The organism is Mediterraneibacter hominis, assembly GCF_014287475.1.
Classification (GTDB): Bacteria; Bacillota; Clostridia; order Lachnospirales; family Lachnospiraceae; genus Mediterraneibacter; species Mediterraneibacter hominis.
Map to the genome: position 1 here is coordinate 763,074 of NZ_JACOPF010000001.1, position 21,335 is coordinate 784,408.

General features: G+C 44.6%; 20 protein-coding genes. 2 read left to right on the plus strand and 18 right to left on the minus strand.

Annotation, left to right across the window (positions count from 1 at the left end):
* Nucleotides 1–9: 9 nt before the first annotated feature.
* Nucleotides 10–897 (plus strand): sensor histidine kinase, encoded by an 888-nt coding sequence (locus H8S37_RS03610; protein WP_186874665.1) that lies wholly within the window; start codon nt 10–12, stop codon nt 895–897.
* On the opposite strand, the gene H8S37_RS03615 is transcribed toward H8S37_RS03610, so the two are convergent.
* From H8S37_RS03615 to H8S37_RS03675, 13 genes are all read right to left on the minus strand, one after another.
* On the minus strand, nt 883–2,199 hold the full coding sequence (locus tag H8S37_RS03615) for a replication-associated recombination protein A (protein ID WP_186874666.1): 1,317 nt from the start codon (nt 2,197–2,199) through the stop codon (nt 883–885). The genes H8S37_RS03610 and H8S37_RS03615 overlap by 15 nt on opposite strands.
* 305 nt (nt 2,200–2,504) lie before the next feature.
* Entirely contained in the window at nt 2,505–4,592 is a 2,088-nt protein-coding gene (locus tag H8S37_RS03620; RefSeq protein WP_186874667.1) for a polyribonucleotide nucleotidyltransferase, read from the minus strand.
* A 194-nt stretch (nt 4,593–4,786) separates the two neighbouring features.
* The gene (rpsO, locus tag H8S37_RS03625) at nt 4,787–5,053 is read right to left on the minus strand and encodes a 30S ribosomal protein S15 (RefSeq protein ID WP_186874668.1); all 267 of its coding nucleotides are present in this window, start codon (nt 5,051–5,053) and stop codon (nt 4,787–4,789) included.
* A 154-nt stretch (nt 5,054–5,207) separates the two neighbouring features.
* A complete protein-coding gene (locus H8S37_RS03630; protein WP_186874669.1) occupies nt 5,208–6,143 on the minus strand; it encodes a bifunctional riboflavin kinase/FAD synthetase in 936 nt (311 codons plus the stop codon).
* A 5-nt stretch (nt 6,144–6,148) separates the two neighbouring features.
* Nucleotides 6,149–7,069: a tRNA pseudouridine(55) synthase TruB gene (truB, locus tag H8S37_RS03635; protein ID WP_186874670.1), complete on the minus strand. Its 921-nt coding sequence runs from the start codon at nt 7,067–7,069 to the stop codon at nt 6,149–6,151.
* On the minus strand, nt 7,066–8,040 hold the full coding sequence (locus H8S37_RS03640; protein ID WP_186874671.1) for a DHH family phosphoesterase: 975 nt from the start codon (nt 8,038–8,040) through the stop codon (nt 7,066–7,068). The genes truB and H8S37_RS03640 overlap by 4 nt, the downstream gene beginning before the upstream one ends.
* 12 nt (nt 8,041–8,052) lie before the next feature.
* Nucleotides 8,053–8,421, minus strand: a complete 369-nt coding sequence (gene rbfA, locus H8S37_RS03645; protein ID WP_186874672.1) for a 30S ribosome-binding factor RbfA — start codon at nt 8,419–8,421, stop codon at nt 8,053–8,055.
* Nucleotides 8,422–8,461: 40 nt separating this feature from the next.
* Complete coding sequence (infB, locus tag H8S37_RS03650) at nt 8,462–11,308, minus strand: translation initiation factor IF-2 (protein ID WP_186874673.1); 2,847 nt, start codon at nt 11,306–11,308, stop codon at nt 8,462–8,464.
* Nucleotides 11,309–11,323: 15 nt separating this feature from the next.
* The gene (locus H8S37_RS03655; RefSeq protein WP_186875758.1) at nt 11,324–11,644 is read right to left on the minus strand and encodes a L7Ae/L30e/S12e/Gadd45 family ribosomal protein; all 321 of its coding nucleotides are present in this window, start codon (nt 11,642–11,644) and stop codon (nt 11,324–11,326) included.
* Nucleotides 11,631–11,909 carry an RNase P modulator RnpM gene (gene rnpM, locus H8S37_RS03660; protein WP_186874674.1) on the minus strand — a complete coding sequence of 93 codons (279 nt, stop codon included), beginning with the start codon at nt 11,907–11,909 and terminating at the stop codon, nt 11,631–11,633. The genes H8S37_RS03655 and rnpM overlap by 14 nt, the downstream gene beginning before the upstream one ends.
* Before the next feature lie 20 nt (nt 11,910–11,929).
* Nucleotides 11,930–13,129 (minus strand): transcription termination factor NusA, encoded by a 1,200-nt coding sequence (gene nusA, locus H8S37_RS03665; RefSeq protein WP_186874675.1) that lies wholly within the window; start codon nt 13,127–13,129, stop codon nt 11,930–11,932.
* A 19-nt stretch (nt 13,130–13,148) separates the two neighbouring features.
* On the minus strand, nt 13,149–13,616 hold the full coding sequence (rimP, locus tag H8S37_RS03670; protein ID WP_186874676.1) for a ribosome maturation factor RimP: 468 nt from the start codon (nt 13,614–13,616) through the stop codon (nt 13,149–13,151).
* Nucleotides 13,617–13,755: 139 nt separating this feature from the next.
* Nucleotides 13,756–14,127 (minus strand): hypothetical protein, encoded by a 372-nt coding sequence (locus tag H8S37_RS03675; protein WP_186874677.1) that lies wholly within the window; start codon nt 14,125–14,127, stop codon nt 13,756–13,758.
* A gap of 104 nt (nt 14,128–14,231) precedes the next feature.
* On the opposite strand from H8S37_RS03675, the gene H8S37_RS03680 reads away from it, so the two are divergent.
* Nucleotides 14,232–14,438 (plus strand): helix-turn-helix domain-containing protein, encoded by a 207-nt coding sequence (locus H8S37_RS03680; RefSeq protein WP_186874678.1) that lies wholly within the window; start codon nt 14,232–14,234, stop codon nt 14,436–14,438.
* A 120-nt stretch (nt 14,439–14,558) separates the two neighbouring features.
* On the opposite strand, the gene H8S37_RS03685 is transcribed toward H8S37_RS03680, so the two are convergent.
* From H8S37_RS03685 to gpr, 5 genes are all read right to left on the minus strand, one after another.
* Nucleotides 14,559–16,802 carry a DNA gyrase/topoisomerase IV subunit A gene (locus tag H8S37_RS03685; protein WP_186874679.1) on the minus strand — a complete coding sequence of 748 codons (2,244 nt, stop codon included), beginning with the start codon at nt 16,800–16,802 and terminating at the stop codon, nt 14,559–14,561.
* A 42-nt stretch (nt 16,803–16,844) separates the two neighbouring features.
* Nucleotides 16,845–18,767, minus strand: a complete 1,923-nt coding sequence (locus H8S37_RS03690; RefSeq protein WP_186874680.1) for a DNA gyrase/topoisomerase IV subunit B — start codon at nt 18,765–18,767, stop codon at nt 16,845–16,847.
* A gap of 93 nt (nt 18,768–18,860) precedes the next feature.
* Entirely contained in the window at nt 18,861–19,976 is a 1,116-nt protein-coding gene (spoIIP, locus tag H8S37_RS03695; protein ID WP_186875759.1) for a stage II sporulation protein P, read from the minus strand.
* Nucleotides 19,977–20,038: 62 nt separating this feature from the next.
* On the minus strand, nt 20,039–20,191 hold the full coding sequence (locus H8S37_RS03700) for a hypothetical protein (protein ID WP_186874681.1): 153 nt from the start codon (nt 20,189–20,191) through the stop codon (nt 20,039–20,041).
* 57 nt (nt 20,192–20,248) lie between these two features.
* Nucleotides 20,249–21,226: a GPR endopeptidase gene (gpr, locus tag H8S37_RS03705; RefSeq protein WP_186874682.1), complete on the minus strand. Its 978-nt coding sequence runs from the start codon at nt 21,224–21,226 to the stop codon at nt 20,249–20,251.
* Nucleotides 21,227–21,335 lie beyond the last annotated feature (109 nt).

Genomic DNA, 21,335 nt, shown 5'->3' on the forward strand with positions numbered 1-21,335 from the left:
TACAGGCATATGGAATTTTATCTTTGGGGAGTGATTCTTTTTCTGGGGATTCTCCTAATCTGGCTGTTTTTAAAAATCTTGCTGTTAAAAAAGTCTGCCAGGGAAATTGAAATGCAGTTTTCCGCCAGATTAAAAGAGGATACCAATGTTTTGATCGATATATCCTGCCGCGATAAATATATGAGAAAATTAGCAGACCAGATCAATCTGCAGCTAAAGGAGCTTCGTACCCAGAGACACCGCTTCTCACAGGGAGATTTAGAATTAAAAGAGGCTGTTACCAATATTTCCCACGACCTGCGCACTCCCCTCACTGCAATCTCTGGTTATCTGGATTTACTAGAAGGAGAAGAAAAGTCAGAAAATGCAGAGCGCTATCTGCATATCATTCGGGAACGCACAGACATTTTAAAACAGCTTACAGAAGAGTTATTCCGTTATTCTGTATTTTCTTCTCTCTCAAAAGAGATAAAATTCATGCCTGTTATTTTAAATAGGGCTCTCGAGGACAGTCTCTCGGCATACTATGCGGTATTCAAGCAAAAAAATATCCATCCCGAGGTCTCTATGCCAGAGAAAAAAATCCAGCGTATGCTGGATTTTGATATGCTTCTGCGCATTTTTGCAAATATTTTGAGCAATGCGCTTAAATACAGTGACGGAGATTTAAAAATCACACTGAAGGAAACCGGCGAAATCATTTTTTCCAATCATGCCGCCAACATGGATGAGATACAGGCAAAAAGGCTGTTCGACCGCTTTTACACAGTCGAGACAGCCTCCAAATCTACCGGTCTTGGGCTTTCTATTGCGAAAATCCTCACAGAGCAGATGAACGGAACGATCGATGCAGAATATTGCCGTCAAGTATTAAGTATTCATTTATTTTTCCCTTAAACGTGCTTTCATTTCTTCCAGCCGTTTCTTTATTTCTTCTTCTGCCCCCTGATCTGTGGGAATATAATAGTGCCTGTCTTTTAGGGAATCTGGCATACACTGCATATGTGCAATTTTCTCTTCCGTGTCATGGGCGTAAATATATCCTTTTCCATATTCCAGCTCTCTCATCAGCTTTGTCGGTGCGTTTCTCAAATGCAGAGGCACCGGCTCTGCGGGCATTGTCTTTACATCCTGTTTGCAGGACTCACAGGCGCGGTACAATGCATTGGATTTGGGCGCTGACGCAAGATAAGCAGCCGCATGCGTCAAATGCACATCACACTCTGGCATACCTAGAAAGTGGCATGCCTGGTATGCCGCAACCGCTATCTGTAGTGCATTGCTATCAGCCATTCCGATATCCTCGCTTGCAAACCGCACCAGCCTTCTGGCAATATATAACGGATTTTCCCCACCGTCCAACATACGGCACATCCAGTATATCGCCGCGTCTACATCACTGTTGCGCATAGATTTATGAAGTGCGGATATAAGGTTATAATGCTCCTCTCCCGTTTTGTCATACAAAAGGGAACGGCGGCTGATACACTGTACCATCCCCTCCTTCGTAACCGTAATTCCCTGCGCGCTGATTTCTCCATTTAACACTGCCATCTCCAGTGTATTTAGCGCCGTGCGCGCATCTCCATTTGCAAATACTGCAATCGCCTGTAGTTTATCCTCTGTAATCTGTACATTCTGGTCTTTAAAGCCTGCCGGATTTGCCAGCGCATTCTTTAAAAGTCTTACTATATCCTTCTCCTCCAGCGCTTTTAACACAAACACCCTGCATCTTGAAAGAAGCGCCGCATTGATCTCAAAAGATGGATTTTCTGTTGTCGCACCAATTAAAATAATACTTCCTCTTTCAACAAAAGGAAGAAACGCATCCTGCTGTGCTTTGTTAAACCGGTGAATCTCGTCTACAAACAGAACCGTACGCCTTCCCATGCGCCGGCTGTTTTCTGCCTGCCGCATCACCTCCTTAATCTCCTTGATCCCACTTGTAACTGCACTGAAATTAATAAATTCTGACTTTGTTTTTCCAGCTATAATACTGGCAAGCGTCGTCTTGCCCACTCCCGGCGGTCCCCAGAATATCATAGAAGAAATCTGATCCCGTTCAATAAGCTGTCTTAATATCTTCCCTCTGCCCAAAAGATGCTCCTGCCCTACAAACGTCTCCAGAGAATCCGGCCGTAATCTGCTGGCAAGCGGCGCCATTGCCGGCTGTTCCTCAAACAGTGTCATCTGCTCCATCTGTCTCCACTTCCTTATTTCACCTTATTTGCACACTCTGTTGCCCTGCTATTTGATTTCCGAACAAAGTGGACAAGCCCGCTTCAACTCCCCTGCCCCTCAATCTTGAGGTGCTTGTCCACTTTGCGCGCCGCCGCAATATCGCAAAGCGGTAAAATTTCCTTATTGCGGCGTGCGCATCCCGCCCGGAGGGCTTTTTATATAATAGGAAATTTATCGAAATTTCCTATTATATAAAAAAAGAGGACTGCCATGACCGCAGATTTCCCTGCCTCTATAACAATCCCCTTGTATTTCTTTTATTTTTACTCTACCACGTCTCTCATACTGAAGCTGAATCTGCCCATTTTATCTTTCCCAAGGCATACAACCTTCACAACGTCTCCAATGGAAAGAACGTCTTCTACCTTGTTCACTCTTTCTTTAGAAATCTTAGAAATATGAACCATTCCTTCTTTGCCCGGCGCAAATTCTAAGAACGCGCCGAATTCTTTTATACTGACAACCTTTCCCTCGAACACCTGTCCGGCTTCAAACTCTGTCACAATCGTAGTAATCAGCTTCGCCGCCTTGTCCATTCCCTCTTTTTCTGTTCCGCAGATCGAAACGGCGCCGTCGTCTGTAATATCAATCTTTACACCTGTCTCATCGATAATGGCATTGATCGTTTTTCCTCTCTGACCGACTACATCTCCGATCTTCTGCGGATCTATCTGCATTTGAATGATCTTTGGAGCATAAGACCCAACCTCTGGTCTTGGCTCACTGATAGCTTTACTCATTATTTCGTCCAGAATATATGTTCTCGCTTTCTTTGTAGCAGCAATTGCCTCCTCTATGATCGGCCTTGTCAAGCCATGAATCTTGATGTCCATCTGAATGGCAGTGATTCCCTTATGTGTCCCTGCGACCTTAAAATCCATGTCTCCAAAGAAATCCTCCAGCCCCTGAATATCTGTCAGCACCAAATACTCGTCATCTGTTTCTCCTGTCACAAGTCCCGCGGAGATTCCTGCTACTGCCGCTTTTATCGGTACACCTGCCGTCATCAGAGACATGCTTGAAGCACACACGCTTGCCTGAGAAGTAGAACCGTTTGACTCAAAGGTTTCGGAAACTGTACGAATTGCGTACGGAAATTCGGCCTCATCAGGAAGCACTGGAAGCAGCGCTCTCTCCGCCAGCGCTCCATGTCCAATCTCGCGGCGGCCAGGCCCTCTGGACGGTTTTGTCTCTCCTACGGAATAAGACGGGAAATTATAATGGTGCATGTACCGCTTCGAGGTTTCCGCCTCATCCAACCCGTCGATTCTCTGCGCATCGGACAACGGTGCCAGCGTCGTAACTGTACATATCTGTGTTTGTCCTCTTGTAAACATCGCAGAACCATGCACTCTTGGAATCAAATCCACTTCTGCCGCAAGCGGACGGATCTGATCAATGGCACGTCCGTCCGGACGCTTGTGATCTTTTAAAATCATCTTTCTAACCGTCTTTTTCTGATACTGGTACACAGCCTCTCCTAAGACTTCCAGCCACTCTTCCTTCTCTGCAAACGCTTCTTCCAGCTTTTCTGTAATCTGGCGGATGTTCTCTTCTCTGGTCTGTTTGTCATCTGTAAAGACTGCTTCTTCCATCTGTGCCGGAGGAACCAACTCCTTTATCGCTTCAAACAGTTCCTCCGGAACGGCACAGCTTGTATACGCATGCTTTTGTTTTCCACACTCCGCAACAATTGTGTCAATAAAAGCAATCACTTTCTGGTTCAATTCATGTGCCGCAAAAATCGCCTCAATCATCTTTTCTTCCGGCACTTCGTTTGCTCCAGCCTCAATCATAATTACCTTCTCTTTTGTAGAGGCAACTGTAAGGGCAAGATCGGAAACTTCTTTCTGTGCTGCTGTCGGATTGAATACAAACGCACCGTCCACCAATCCTACCTGCGTTGTGGAAATCGGGCCGTCAAACGGAATGTCCGAAATAGTAGTCGCGATTGCCGCACCGAGCATTGCCGTCAGTTCTGGACTGCAGTCCTGATCTACTGACATGACTAAATTTTCCAGTGTGACGTCATTTCTATAGTCTTTCGGGAAAAGCGGACGCATTGGCCTGTCTATGACACGGCAGGTCAGCACTGCGTTCTCTGATGCCTTTCCTTCTCTTTTGTTAAAGCCGCCCGGTATCTTTCCTACTGCATACTGTCTTTCATTATACTCCACACTCAGCGGAAAGAAATCAATCCCATCCCTTGGCTTCTCTGATGCTGTCGCCGTACAAAGCACTGTCGTATCCCCATAATGCATAAGCACAGCGCCGTTTGCCTGCTTTGCCACTCGATCCACATCTACACGCAGAGTTCTGCCGGCAAGTTCCATTTCAAATTTCTTGTACATGTCTTTCTCCTTTTTCTATTTCACACATTTTCAGACTAAAGCTCCGAAACTACTGAAAAACATATTATCAAAGTTAATATCCTTTTCAGTGGTCTCGGCTTTACGCTTTTAGTCCGCAATCTTTTATATTATAACATACCACATATATTTAAGCAATCAAAAAGGAAGCTGCCTGCTTCCTTTTTCTTCATACACTATTTTCTTAATCCAAGTCTTTCGATCAGACTGCGGTATCTCTCGATATCTATCTTTTTCAGATATGCGAGCAAACCACGTCTCTGACCTACCATTTTTAAAAGTCCTCTTCTTGAATGATGATCCTTTGGATTTGCTTTAAAGTGTTCTGTCAGTTCGTTGATTCTTGCTGTAAGAATTGCGATCTGTACTTCCGGAGATCCTGTATCTCCTTCACTTCTTCCATACTCTGCGATAATCGCCTGTTTCTTTTCTTTTGCAATCATGTCTGCTTCCTCCTTAAACTTCTTTTTAACCGCCGGATATTAAGTAACGGCCGGAGTTTTCCGGTTACCGAACATCGGCTGATTTCATACTTGCTTAGTATAACATAAGACCTTTTCTGTGTAAAGCCTTTTATTTTGTGCCTCTGCATATTTATTATCCCGCCGGCTTCTGCCTGTCAGCCTCTTGACTTTCCACTCTCTGCTCTTCAAAAAATGCTTTTCCATAGGCAATATCCTGCTCTACATGCTTTTTTAGCTCTTCTATGGAAGAAAACGTCGTCTCTGGACGCTCAAACGTGCAGAATTCAATCTCTGCCTTCTTTCCATAAGCATCTGCATGATATGCAAACGCATACACTTCTGTCAGAAGCCTCCTTTCGTCAGAAACAGTAGGCTTCACCCCTACATTTCCAATCCCTTCATACCAGATTCCCTCCACCTTTATCCGACAGGCATACACTCCAAACCGCGGCAGAACTTTTCCTTTTTCAGGAGCTACATTCATAGTCGGAAACCCTAACGTCCTGCCAAGCTGCCTGCCATGCTCCACAATACCTGCCATACCGTACCGGTAACCTAAGAGTGTATTTGCAAGCTCCACTGCTCCTTGGGAAAGCGCTTCTTTGATATACGTGCTGCTGATCACTCTGCCCTTATATCTTTCTTTCTCTACCACTTCTAACTGGTATCCGTACTCTGCCGCGAAAGACGCCAGCATACGGACATCGCCTTTTTTCTCGTATCCAAAACGAAAGTCTGCTCCCACGGCAATATACTTTACTTGCAGTTTCTTTACCAGGATTTCCTGAATAAACCGTTCTGCCTCCATTGTGCGCAGTTCTTCTGTAAACGAACAAGTAATCAGACAGTCAATCTGCCCCTCCAGTTTATTTCTGCGTTCTTCATTTGTCATAAGGCAGTCTCTGCCCATGTCAAATGCAAATACAACACTCTCACAGTTTTTCTCTGCATACTCTTTTATTTTCTCAATCAACTTTTGATGTCCTCTGTGCAGACCGTCAAACTTTCCCAGGGTCACCGCTGTCCGTTTCTTCCCCTGATAAGACTGGATGTCTGTAATGTACCGCATGTTCCTTATCCTTTCCGTTCATCCTGACTTAAGAACATTTTCCTGATTCGGAAGCATTTCTTTTTACCGTCGTAATAATAAATTCCGATAAAACGCTGTTCTTCATCATAGACTCTTACTTCTTCCTGCGCTTGCCACTCTATGCCGTCAGTTCCTGCCTTAACCGTAAAATCATTTCCATTATAGGCAAGCCTTGCCTCTTTTTTCTCTAAAACGATCTTTTTTTGCTCGGAAAACATAGCATCTATTGGAATCAGTACTTTGTCAAGAGCCCCATTTTGGACGTATCGTTGAATTTCCTCCAGCGGGTGGCTGTCCTCTATTCTAAAACAGCTTACCTTTGTGCGAAGCAGCTCTTCCATACAGCCTCCGCATCTAAGCTTTACACCGATATCATGACATAATGTACGAATATACGTGCCTTTTGAACAGCTTACCCGCATCCGCACTCTTGGAAGCGCAATCTTAAGAATTTCAATATCATAGATCTGTACTTGTCGGGGCGCACGCTCTACTTCCTTTCCTTCTCTGGCAAGCTCATATAATTTTTTCCCGTTCACCTTCAAAGCAGAATACATAGGCGGAACCTGACTATATGTTCCGATAAATCCATGTATACAATCCTTCACCGCTTTTTCTTCCAGTTCAGCGGTCTCTTTCTTTACAAGGACATCCCCAGTTATATCCTGTGTATCTGTTTCTATTCCTAGAAGCAGGACACATTCATAGATCTTGTCTTTCTCCGTCAGCATGCCGCACAATTTTGTTGCTTTTCCGAGACATACGGGCAAAACTCCCCGGGCATCTGGATCCAATGTTCCTGTGTGTCCGATTTTTTTCTGCTTTGTAATTCCTCTTAATTTTGCCACCACATCATGGGAGGTATAGCCTTTTTCTTTATATATGTTTAAGATCCCATTTATCATTCCTCGTTGTCCTGTACTTTCTCTTGGTTTAACTGAAGTAAAATCTGACTGCTCACGTTGTTGATCACATCATGGCTGGTTCCCTTCAGTGTGCAGCCTGCCGCCCTCACATGGCCGCCTCCGCCGAAGTACTGCGCGATTTTACTTACATCTACCATTCCTTTCGAGCGCAGGCTTACCTTGAATGTATGAAAAGAAATTTCATGTAAAAACAACGCCACCTCACAGCCTTTCGTCTGCCGCAGCTGGCTTACGATTCCCTCTAAGTCCGAGGGAACCGCCTGGAAAAATTCCATATCTTTCATTGTGACAACCGATACAATGCAGCGCTTATCCAAAATAAGCATACTTTCTAAAAGTGCTTTCCCGAGTATCTGGTTTTGTACATATGTCTTTTCATAATAAGTTTTGTCGATGATTTCATTCCCGTCAATTCCTTTGCGCAGTAGTTTTGCCGCAATCTCCATTGTCTTCGGAGAAGTACAGGAGTACTGAAACACCCCCGTATCGTGCGCAATCCCCATATAGAGTGCCTCTGCACATTCCCTGCTTATCTTTTCGTCCTCCAGAAGGGTAAAAACAAGTTCTGATGTTGAGCTTGCGTCAGGTACAATATAATTATAATCGGCAAACGCCTCATTACTGATATGATGATCGATACAGGCGGTCTCCCCCGCCTGCTCAAACAACGTACTGAAGCATCCGAGACGTTTTATGTCGCCGCAGTCTAAGCAAATAAACAAATCATATTGTGCCGCTTCTGGAAGCTCTGTCTTAACTTCCTCTGTACGGTGAATCATCTGAAATGCCTGCGGCACTTCTTCTAAATATAAATCTGTTTCTATATCCGGATACTGTTTTTTCAGATATAAATATAATCCCATTGCAGAACCCACACAGTCTCCATCCGGCCTCACATGACCGCCTAATGCAATCCGTCTCTTTCCTTTTAACAAATCGGCTAATACCATTCTTCCTACCACCTAAGTCTCGTCTTTTAAATTCTTGGTTACTTCATCTATTTTATGACTGATATTTACCCCATATTCAATAGACTGATCCACAATAAATTTAATTTCCGGCGTATTTCTCATATTGATAGTTCTCGCAAGTTCACGCCGGATATACCTTTCCGCACTCTGTAGCCCTTTGAGCGTATCTTCCTGGGCTTTTTCATCTCCAAGCACACTGATATAAGCCTTGCATGTTTTCAAATCCGGAGCTACCTCCACCGATACGACAGAAGTCATTGGAGCCACTCTGGGATCTTTGATTCCGCCGCGGATAATATTGCTTAATTCTCTTTGTACCTCCGCATTTACTCTTGTATTTTTGATACTGTTTTTCCTCATAATAAGCTCCTCTTTTCACTGACGATTTCTATCTCCGGCCTTACTTTCTTTCTGTCTCTACCATCTTGTATGCCTCTACTTCATCGCCTTCCTTGATGTCATTATAATTTTCAAATACGAAACCACATTCATATCCGGCTTTGACCTCTTTCACATCATCTTTGAATCTCTTCAAAGATGCAAGCGGCCCGTCAAATACTACAATGCCATCGCGAATCAAACGCACAGAACAATTTCTCTCGAATATACCGTCCTTGACATATGCGCCGGCAATCGTACCCACACCAGATGCCTTGAATGTCTGACGCACTTCCGCGTGTCCCAGTATTTTTTCTTCAAATACCGGATCCAGCAGCCCTTTCATTGCCGCCTCTACATCTTCGATCGCATTGTAGATGACTCTGTATAACCTCAAATCCACACCCTCTCGGTCGGCAATCTCTTTTGCTGTCGCGTCTGGACGCACATTGAATCCGATGATGATCGCATTGGATGCGGACGCTAAAATGACATCCGATTCATTGATAGCGCCTACGCCCCCATGTATAATCTTAATCACAACCTCCTCATTGGAAAGCTTCAGAAGACTCTGCTTGATCGCTTCTACAGAACCCTGCACGTCTGCCTTTACTACAATATTCAGTTCTTTTAGATTGCCCTCTTGAATCTGCGTAAACAGATCATCTAAGGACATCTTGGATTTTGTATCGTCCAGAAGTTTTACTTTGTTGTGCGCGATAAATGTCTCTGCAAAGCTTCGCGCCTCTTTTTCTGATTCACAGCCAACAAACACTTCGCCGGCATTTGGCACGTCATTCAGACCAAGAATCTCCACTGGCTGGGAAGGTCCTGCCTCTTTTACGCGCCTTCCTTTATCATCCATCATTGCGCGTACCTTTCCATGAGCGCTTCCCGCCGCGATAGCGTCTCCTACGTGAAGCGTTCCCTTTTGAACCAGAACGGTCGCCACAGAACCTTTCCCTTTATCCAGCTCTGCTTCAATCACAAGCCCGCGCGCGAAGCGATCCGGATTTGCCTTTAATTCCATCACCTCTGCTGTCAGAAGAATCATTTCCAAAAGCTCCGGAATTCCTTCCTTTGTATGTGCGGATACTGGAACAAAAATAGTGCTTCCGCCCCAATCCTCTGGAATCAGTTCGTATTCTGTCAATTCCTGCTTTACACGTTCTATATTCGCGCTTGGCTTATCTATCTTATTGATCGCGACAATAATCTCAATCCCCGCCGCTTTTGCGTGATTAATCGCCTCTATTGTCTGCGGCATCACACCGTCGTCCGCCGCAACTACTAAGATAGCAATATCCGTAGAATTTGCCCCTCGCATACGCATTGCCGTAAATGCTTCATGCCCTGGTGTGTCCAAAAAGGTAATCTTCTCTCCGTTTGCCTCTACCACATAAGCGCCGATATGCTGTGTAATTCCTCCGGCTTCCCGATCAATGACATTTGTATGGCGGATGGCATCAAGAAGCGATGTCTTACCATGGTCTACATGCCCCATTACGCAGACAACAGGGGGACGTTTCACCATTGTATTCTCATCTTCTTCCTCCTCTTTGAGCAGTTCTTCAATCACATCGACCACTTCTTCTTTTTCACAGAGCACTTCAAATTCCATCGCAATTTCTTCTGCCGTCTCGTAATCAATCTCCTGATTTACTGTGACCACTTTTCCCTGTAAGAATAGTTTCTTTACAATGGCAGAAGGCACAATCTTCATCTTGTCTGCCAGTTCCTTAATCGTAAGTACCTCTGGAATAACAATCTGCTTAATTTCTTCTTCCTTCTTCTCTACCGGTTTTGGCTGCGGCTTTTTCACTTCGACCGTATTTTTCTGCTTCTTTCCCTTCTTGCCTTTGCTCTCAAAAGCCTCGTCTCTTAATTCTTTTTTCTTGTAGTCTTTCTCTTTGTCTTTTACTTTGCTGCGCTGACTTTTTGACTGTTCTACAATTGGCATAGACAAAGAATCTCTGTCCTCTCTCCTGGAATCTCCTTTTGACGAGCGCTGACTCTGATTGTCAAACCGACGGTTTCCACCGTTATTTCGTCCATCTCTTGCAGGTCTGGGCGAACGAGGATTCTCCTGTCCGGCTCCTCCTGTACGGGCATCCCTGCGCGGTGCATTTCCGGACGGACGGGAATTCTGCTGTACTCCATTTGCAGAGTGGTTCCCTCCCTGTACAGCATTTCCCTTTGGACGGTTCTGTCCCTGCGCACCATCTGCCGGACGGACATTCTCCGAAGATGCAGGCGCAGACGAGCGCACATTTCCCTGCTTTACGTTTCCTGCCGGACGCATACTCTGTGCCGAGTCTCCCGCCAGGCGCGCGGCCCCCTGCTGCGGGCTGCCGGACGGACGAGTACTTCCCTGCACCGGATTTTGCGCCGGACGCACCGCTGCATTTCCTGCCGGACGTACTGTTCCCTGCAAAGCGCTTCCCACTGAACGCGCATTTCCCGGCACCGGGCTGCCTGCCGGACGGTTTCCGCTCTGCGGCGCACTACTGCCAGGCTTTCCTCCAGAAATTGGTCTCGCCGGCCGTCCGCCTTGTCCGTTTGATGCCGGCCTTGCTCCTCCAGACGGTTTTTGTCCTTTCACACCTGCTCTGTTTCCCTGTATTCTGCTTCCATTCTTAGAATTCTGCGGACGAATTACAAAAGCAAGATTCTTCTTCTTTGGGGCCGCTTCCTCTGTTTTTTTCTGTTCCTTCTTTCCCGCTTCCTTCTTAATTTCTTCCACTACATTTTCCTCCAGAGAACTCATGTGGCTTTTTACCTCTATATTCTTTTTTTCCAGAATATCCATCAGCTCTTTATTCTCCATTCCCAGCTCTTTTGCCAGTTCATGTACCCTCATTTTTGACATATATTACTACCTCCTTTATGCAATATCCTCTCTCGTCTTTAATTCCTTCTGAATTCCTTTTGCAAATCCTTCGTCCAATATCGCCAGAGATGCACGGAATTCTTTTCCCATTGCATGCCCTAAGGTATCTTTATCTCCGTAAAAATAAATTGGAACCTTATAAAATTTACACATTTCCCGAAACTTTTTCTTCGTATTATCAGATGCGTCCGATGCGACAATCACCAAGAACGCTTTTCTTGTCTTGGTCTCTCTTTCTGTCAGGAATTCCCCGCTTGCAGTCTTTCCCGCTTTCGTTGCAAGCCCAATCAGGGACAATATCTTATCTTGCCTCAATACCTTCCATCTCCCTTTCCAGCTTTTCATAAACCTCCGCAGGGATTGCCTGCCCAAAGGAACGTTCTAATCCTTTTGTCTTTACGGCCTTTTCAAAACATTCCTGTGACAGACACAAGTACGCTCCTCTTCCATTTTTTCTTCCGGTTATATCCAGAGAAAACGTCCCGTTTTCGTCCCGCAGAACCCGCATCAGTTCTTTTTTCGGCTTCATCTCTTGACATCCCACACATTTACGCATGGGGATTTTCTTTTTATTTCCCAAACAAGTCACCTCTGTTAATTCTATGCTTCGCTCTCGTCTGTCTCCACGAATTCATATTCTTCATACTCTTCTGGACTTTCATAAGAATCCTCATAGTCTTCTTCATAATTCTCGTAGTCTCCGGTATATCCTTCCTCTCCCATCATTCCCATCTGTTCCATGTAATCTTCTGGGAGCTCACCGGATTCAATCGCCTGTGTCTCACTCTTAATATCAATCTTATATCCCGTAAGCCTCGCAGCAAGCCTTGCGTTCTGTCCCTCTTTTCCGATGGCTAAAGAAAGCTGATAGTCCGGTACGATAACACTTGCAACTTTTTCCTCTGGGTCTGCCATAACAGAAATGACTTTCGCCGGACTTAGCGCGTTCTCAATCAAAAGCGCTGGATTTTCATCCCAGTTGATGATATCTATCTTCTCTCCACGCAGCTCCTGTACAACCGCATTTACCCGCGCGCCGTTCATGCCGACACAGGCTCCTACCGGATCTACGTTCTCATCATTGGACCACACTGCCATCTTGGTACGTGAACCTGCCTCACGCGCAATACTCTTTATCTCTACCGTACCGTCTCTTACCTCCGCAACTTCTGCCTCGAACAGACGCTTCACCAGCTCCGGATGTGTACGGGAAACCAGGATCTTCGGTCCTTTCGGAGTATTCTTTACTTCTACCACATACAGCTTAATCCGCTCTGTCGGCTTGAAAGTCTCTCCTTTCACCTGCTCGTTCTCTGTCAGCATAGCATCTGCCCGCCCCAGATTAATACTGATATTTTTGCCTACATAACGCTGTACAATACCTGTCACAATATCTTTCTCTTTCTCGAAGTACTGGTCAAACACAACCTTTCTTTCTTCTTCTCTTATCTTCTGCAATATCAGGTTTTTCGCATTCTGTGTCGCAATCCGTCCGAATTCCTTTGACTGTACCGGAATTTGTGCCACATCGCCAATCTGAAGAGAGGAATCTATTTTTTCCGCCTCCTCAAGACTAATTTCCAGCGCCGGATCCATCACTTCCTCCACAACTTCCTTCTCTGCATAGACAGCATAATCACAGGTTTCCCTGTCCATAATCACTTTGATGTTGTCTGCTGTGCCAAAATGGTTTTTACAGGCACTGATCAATGAATTTTCTATGGCATCCATCATCGTATCCTTGCTGATATTCTTTTCCTGCTCAAGAATCGTCAACGCTTCCAGTAATTCTGTATTCATTTTTATTTCCTCCTAAAATTTAAAAATCCAAAGCTAAACGAATCAGCGCGATTTCACTTTTCTTAAATGTCTGTGTGGACTCATCTTCATAAGCAATCGTCACAGTTTCTTTGTCGTATTCCTTTAAAATCCCGACAAATTCCTTCTGTCTTTCTATTGCCCGATATGTCCGGATTTCCACTTCTTCACCGAGACTTCTCTTGAAATCCTTTTCCTTTTTCAACGGTCTTCCAAGTCCCGGAGAGCTAACTTCAAAAATGTATGAATCCTCGATGTAATCTTTTTCATCGAGAATATCTGAAAACTTTCTGCTGACTGTCTCACAGTCGTCCACTGTAATTCCGCCGGGTTTGTCAATGTAGGCGCGCAGATACCATGTCCCTGCTTCTTTTACATATTCTACATCCACCAGTTCGAATCCGTTCTCTCTTACAATCGGCTCTAAAAGCTCTTCTGTTTTCTGTTCATATTCTTCTCTTCTTGACACACCAAACTTCCTTTCTCTGGTATATACTTACTTGTTCAAAGGACTGCTTTGCCAGAAAATCTACGGCAATAAAGAAGAGTGAACTTTCGTTCACTCTTCTGTCGGCTTCCTATGTAACTGTATAGCAGTATAACACTAATCACTTTAAATTGCAAGGAAATTCTTTATAATCCGGACGCAGCCTCCATACTTTTCTGTCCAGCACCACAATCCCTTTTAGATGTTCCCGCTCTGTTTCTTCACCTATATAGCAAAATACGCACCAATACTGATACCTCAGAAAATGATTTTCTCCACTGACAAGAACGTAAATCCTTGTCTCTCCTTCTACGGAATCTTTATATTTTTCAACAATTTTCGCCTGTTTCCGATACAAAAAGCCAAAACTTTTTTCGTACCTTGTGAAATCCCGGAGTATTTTCTGTTCTTCTTTTCTCTCTTCGGCGCATCCCCCTGTAAGTAACATAACAAGAATTACCAGAAGCAGTATATTTCTTTTCCTGACATCCATATCTTTCTCCTCTGTATTACTCTTTTATTCATTTTAGTCCAATTTGGACTAAAAATCAATAGTCCATTTTGGACTGGGTATACTGATATGCAGAGGTGGGATAAATGAAATATGAAAGAATCCGCGAACTGCGGGAAGATCGTGACATTACACAACAGAAAATAGCAGATTTTCTTCATGTCACACAAAAAACCTACTCCCGTTATGAAAACGGAGAGAGAAACATCCCGACAGAAATTCTAATACAACTTGCCGATTATCACCATGTAAGTATAGATTATCTTGTCGGACGTACTGACTATAAAAGCTGACATTTTTACACCTGCGTATTCTTGCGGCTTTTTCTTCCGCGAGCGCAAAAAGAGGAAGCCCGGTCTTCTGCCATCTGCTTCCTCTCTTTTTATTTCCTTTTATCAGTGTTCTGGGTTCTTTTAACCCCGTGCTTTTGTTCCAGTTCCGTCTCTCTTTGCAATCCTCAGCCTGTTTAAAGCAATTTCCTTTTCTTTATATACAGCCTTTACTTCTGTCCCTTCTTCTAACACATATACCTGTTCTAGTTCGTCTTTCTTTTGCAGCTTCATCCCTCTTACGCCGACAGCGCCTTTTTTCTTCTCTGGCACCTCACCTGCCGGAAATCTGAGGAAATACCCTCCTTTTGTCTGCATGACAATATTCTGATTCTCATTGACAACGCAGACGGAAAGAAGCCTGTCGCCCTCCTGCAGCTTCGTTGCCGCAATCGTTCGCTTCGCCACTTGAAATTCGCTTCCGTCTACCCTTTTTATCATTCCCTGCCTGGTCGCAAACAGTAACCTGGCAAAACGCATCTGCTCTGCATCACACACCATAACTATTTGTTCTTCACTGCTGGAATAATTGCTCACATTGTCAATTGGTGTTCCCTTGTCACGGAACCTTCCATAAGGAAGATCCAGTACTTTGACCTGGTGCATCCTGCCGGTATCCGTAAACATACAGATTTTGCCTGTGTTCATGCAGTGCACAATATACTTATTCTCACTGTCCGCTGCTTCTTTATTTCTTTCATACACAGAGACATCTACCGTCTTGGCATATCCGAACCGATCCATCATAAACACAACTTCCTGTTCTTCGATTTTCTTTTCTTCAAAGACCGCTTCCTCTGCGTTTTCTACTGCTGTACGGCGCTTTCTTCCATACTCCTTTTTATAGGAATCCAGTTCCTCCATAATCAGGTTCGCCATAGAATCATAATTGTTCAAAATATCTTCAAATCTTGCAATATTTTTTAAAGTCTGATCGTGTTCTTTTTGCAGTGCTTCAATTTCCAACCCTATCAATTTATACAGGCGCATCTCCAGAATAGCCGTCGCCTGTCTCTGGGTAAAGCGCAGCATTGCCGCCATCTTTTTAGAAATACCGGACTTAAATTTGATATTGTCCGTCACACCATTCACCAGACACTCCCTAGCGTCCTTTACAGATTTACTTCCCCGCAAAATCTCGATAATCAGATCAATGACATCACATGCTTTGATAAGTCCTTCCTGTACTTCCCGCTTTTCTTCTTCTCTGGCAAGCAGGGTTTTATATTTTCTTGTTGCCAGCTCGAACTGAAAGTCCACATGATGTTCAATGATCGCCTTTAGACCTAAGGTTTCTGGTCTGCCATTCGCCACAGCCAGCATATTAACACCGAATGTATCTTCCAGACGTGTTTTCTTATAAAGCATGTTTTTTAAATTTTCGACGTCTGCTCCTTTTTTTAGCTCCAGCACAATCCGGATGCCTTCTTTAGAGGACTGATTGGAAATATCCACAATATCCGACGCTTTTTTCGACTCCACCAAAGCAGCGACATCATTTAAGAACTTGCCGATTCCACTTCCAATCATTGTATAAGGAATTTCTGTGATAACGAGCTGCTTCTTTCCTCCTTTTAATTCTTCTGCCTCTACTTTTCCGCGGACTTTGATTTTTCCCTGACCGGTTTCATAGATCTGGAGCAAGTCATCTTTATTGACAACGATTCCCCCTGTCGGAAAATCTGGGCCTTTGATATATTTCATCAACTGCTTTGTGCTGATTTCATCATTTTTCATGTATGCTTTTACAGCGTCAATCACTTCACCTAGATTATGTGTCGGAATACTCGTTGCCATTCCTACTGCAATTCCTTCCGCACCGTTTACAAGCAGGTTTGGAATCCGTACTGGAAGCACTGCCGGCTCTTTCTCTGTCTCATCAAAATTAGGGCCAAAGTCAATGACATCCTTATCTAAATCAGACAGGTACACTTCCTGGGTAAACTTTGTAAGCCTGGCTTCTGTGTAACGCATCGCCGCCGCACCGTCTCCCTCTATGGAGCCAAAATTTCCATGCCCGTCCACCAGGATCATACCTTTTTTAAATTCCTGCGCCATGACGACCAGCGCCTCATAAATAGAACTGTCCCCATGCGGATGGTATTTTCCCATCGTGTCTCCTACAATACGCGCACATTTACGGTACGGTTTGTCATAGCGTATGCCCAGCTCGTGCATATCATAGAGTGTCCTTCTTTGCACCGGCTTCAGTCCGTCTCTCACATCTGGCAGCGCACGTGCAATGATCACACTCATGGCATAATCAATATAGGACTTTTTCATAAGGTCTGAATACTCAGTTCTTATAATCTGTGATTCACTGTTCATTTTCTCTTCTCCTTGTCACCTTGATACAGAAACCGCTTCTTTCTATATATCCAGCTCTGCCTCCGTAGCATTTTCGTATATAAACGCTTTTCTTGGAGGCACCTCCGTTCCCATCAGCATTTCCGTCACACTGGAGGCCATTCTTGCATCTTCAATTTCTACCAGCTTTAACAGCCTTCTCTGGGGATCCAGAGTCGTCTCCCAAAGCTGTTGTGCATCCATCTCTCCCAACCCTTTATAACGCTGTAATGTAAAGCTGCCGTCGTGGGTCCTTCTGTATTTCTCCAGCGCCTTATCATCATATAAATACTCTTCCTCTCCCTTCTTCGGCATCGCCTTATAAAGAGGAGGCATAGCAATATAGACATGCCCTTCATAAATTAATTCTGGCATAAACCTGTAAAACAAAGTCAGAAGCAATGTGGAAATATGCGCACCGTCCACATCTGCATCCGCCATGATAATAATTTTATCATACTTAAGCTTTGTAATATCAAAATCATTCCCATAGCCTTCGGAAAATCCACAGCCAAAGGCATTAATCATTGTCTTAATTTCTGCATTAGCCAAAATTTTGTCAATACTTGCCTTCTCTACATTTAAAATCTTCCCGCGGATAGGCAGAATCGCCTGAAAGCTTCTGTCTCTGGCTGTTTTCGCTGAACCGCCTGCGGAATCTCCCTCCACAATAAAAATTTCACATTTTTTTGGATCTCTGCTCTCGCAATTGGCAAGCTTTCCGTTACTGTCAAAGGAATACTTCTGCTTTGACAAAAGATTTGTCTTTGCCTTTTCCTCGGTCTTTCGAATCTTCGCCGCCTTCTCCGCACTGGAAAGTACCTTTTTCAGCACCTCTAAGTTCCGGTCAAAATACAGCACTATCTCGTCTCCGGTTACCTTCCCTGCTGCTCTTGCCGCGTCCGGATTGTCCAGCTTTGTCTTTGTCTGCCCTTCAAACCGCGGATCTGGATGCTTGATAGAGACGATTGCGGTCATTCCGTTTCGTATGTCCGCCCCTGTAAAATTCGCATCCTTCTCCTTCAAAATTCCAAGCTCTCTGGCATACTGATTCATAACGGAAGTAAAGGTTGTCTTAAACCCGGTCAGATGTGTACCGCCTTCCGCATTGTATATGTTATTACAGAACCCAAGTACATTTTCATGGAACTCATTGACATACTGAATCGCCGCTTCTACCTCTATTCCTTCTGCCTCTCCTTTAAAATAAATCGGAGCGTGCAGCGTTTCCTTTTTCTTATTTAAATCTTGGATATATCCAACAATCCCATCTGGTTCATGGTATAGTATCTTCTCTGTCTTTTCTGACCGCTTGTCCTCGAATGTGATCGTCAATTCTGGATTCAGATAGGCGGTCTCATGCAGACGACTTTTTACCTCCTCCGCCCGAAACCATGTTTTTTCAAATATTTCGTCATCCGGCAGAAAATTTACTTCTGTCCCTGTTTTCCGCGTTTTCCCAATCTTAGGAAGAAGTCCGTCCTCCAGTTCTATAACCGGAATTCCTCTTTCATATCTGTCGTGATGCACATATCCGTCCCTGCTTATCTTCACATCCATATAGACCGACAATGCATTTACTACGGAAGATCCTACCCCATGCAGGCCTCCGCTTGTCTTATAGGCAGAGTCGTCAAACTTTCCGCCTGCGTGCAGTGTTGTATAGACAAGACGTGCGGCAGAAACCCCCTTCTGATGCATATCGACAGGAACCCCTCGCCCGTTGTCAGCAATCGTTGCGGAACCGTCTTTTTCCAGTGTCACATCAATCTTTGAACAAAATCCAGCCAGATGCTCATCCACCGCATTGTCTACAATCTCATAAATCAAATGATTCAGACCCTTTGCCGAAACACTCCCAATGTACATTCCCGGCCTCTTCCGGACTGCTTCTAAGCCTTCTAGTACCGAAATACTGTCCGCATCATATGTATTCTGATTTCCCATACTTACTCTCCTACTTCTTTTACACCTATCTGCGGTACACACCCGCACTATTGGTTAATTCTAGCACATAAGACAGGGCTTTTCAAATTATTTTTATTCCACAAGCACCTGCTGCAGTGTGTCCGCCAGCACTTCCATTGCATTCATCATTTCCTCTACCGTATTCGTCTGTGCTCCCGCCTCAATTAAAAGAGATTTCGGTACCAAATGCAGATTGTACCGGTATCCGCGCAGATAGATATGTCTGGCAAATCCCGGATAAGAGCTTTCACATGCCAGCTGCATCTGCAGCGAAAAAGCGAGATTGTCTTGTATATAAGGGTTATACAGATAATCAATATCCCCGTTTGTACGTGTCCTGCTCAGTCCGTTAAAAAACATAATCTTTGCCGTCTGTTTTCCATTTACTTCTGTCACCAAATGTGTATCGTCTGCCACCCCGTCTCTGTGCAGATCAATCACAACCTCTATCGTAGGGTTTGCTTCTAAAATCGGACGAATGGAGGCCTCTGCATTTTCATAGGCATTGCTTCTGTCAAGCTGTCCGTTGATAATATCGTATACCCCCGTATCATGAATCGTCTCAATTCCTTTGCTGTTTAAAAGCTCTGTCAGATACTCTCCCACTCCTACAATACTTGTACTCGTATCCCCCGGCGTAGAATCTATAAATTCCTCCTGGGAATGTGTATGGAAAATCAAAACCTTCGGCCCTCCCGTGCTGGTATCGATCTTCATGCTGCGTCCAAGCAGGTCGTCCGCATTTAGCTGCTCCGGACCTATCATAGTAGAGCTGTCCACCGTATAAAAATTACTCAGAAGATAGTCAAAGTCTCTTAGCTTTTCTATAGACATATCGATCGAGGAGGACGCCGGCTGTGTATTCTGTGTCTCTGTCGTATCTGCCTCCCCAATCAGCTTTCCGTTCTCGTCTACTGCATGCTCGTCATTCGCCTGACTTTCTAAAATCTTGGCGATTGTCTCTTCATCCTCCATTGTCGCCTCATATGTTCTCTTTTCCTCTACATACGGCACGACCGGCAGCCAGACATATGCCTTACGCATAATCCATTCACCAATCCCCTGCTCTGGCTTTTCATCCAGATAAGCCAGTCCCGGCATGTACATTTCTTCTGCACGTTGTACCAGGCTTCCCTGCATCTCATATCCGAACTCTTTTGCCGCTGTTTTTCCAAACAGACAAATCATACAAGCTCCCACAATACAAAAGACAAAAAACGCTCCTTTAAGACGTCTCTGTTTTATATAATTCAATCTTTGTTCTCTCCTCTATAAAAAGAATGTGCAAAGCACATTCTCACGCCAAAGCGCGGCTGTGTCAGCAGCCATTTTCCACTTGCGCGCAGTGTGCGGACTGCCGTCAGAATATGGCTGCTAAATACAGCCGTTTTTGTTTTGCACATAAAAGTCCTTTCCTGTCGGTCAGACTCTTTCTTACATTGTATGATTGATTTTACGGATTATGCCTCTTCTCTTTTTACAAACAATATATTCAATGCCTCTGAAATCGTATAGCTTATCTGATTTACCATTTCATCTACATCCTTCGGTGTTACAAACATCCCATTCAAGTGCGGCGCAATCAATTCTTTTACAAGCTCATATTTTTCACCCGCAGTATAGGAACGTAATACTTCCCCCGCTTTTTTCAGCGTCTTAGAACTCTCCAACGCCGTTATAAAATTTTCCATCGTGTCATTTACAATCGTCGCAGCGTCCACCACCGTTGGGACTCCGATCCCGATGACTGGTATTCCCAAGGATTCTTTGTTCAAACCGCTTCGGTTGTTGCCCACTCCTGTGCCGGGATGAATTCCCGTATCCGCAATCTGAATGGTACGATTCAGTCTTTTACTGTTGCGGGCCGCCAAAGCGTCTACCGCAATAATCAAATCCGGTTTTGTCTCCTGCACTACACCGCGCACAATTTCCACTGTCTCCATTCCTGTCTGTCCCATAACGCCCGGAACAATCGCACTTAGCATATCTGCATGCTCCATGCCCATCGCGTATTTTCCATATTCTTTTACAATGTGCCTGGTTACAGTCAAATGATCGACGACGTTAGGGCCGAGCGCATCCGGCGTTACCTGCCGGTTCCCAAGCCCCACTACCAGTATAGAGACGTCTTTCTTGTTGAACTTATTCGTTTCAATTAATTCCTGGATATATTTTGCCAATTCCTCGGAAACTTCTCTGTGATAATCTTCATCCGGAACAGACAGATTGGGGGCCTCTAAGGTCAGGTACGTACCTACTGGTTTTCCCATCACTTTTGCTCCTTTTTCTGTCTCAATCCGTACTCTTGTCACCCGGATCTCTTTTTCTTCGTCATAGTGTTCCTCCAGTATTACTCCCTGTACTTCTACATTATCCGATTCAAACCGTTCTTTCTCCTCCAATGCAAGGTCTGTCCGAATACTATACTTATCCAACATACTCCATCCTCACTTTACTGATTGTTCGCGTCAATGAGTAAAACGGCGGTGGCAGCCACAATAAGCACGCAGTGCGGTTTTACGAATGACGCGGGCTGAACTGTTACTA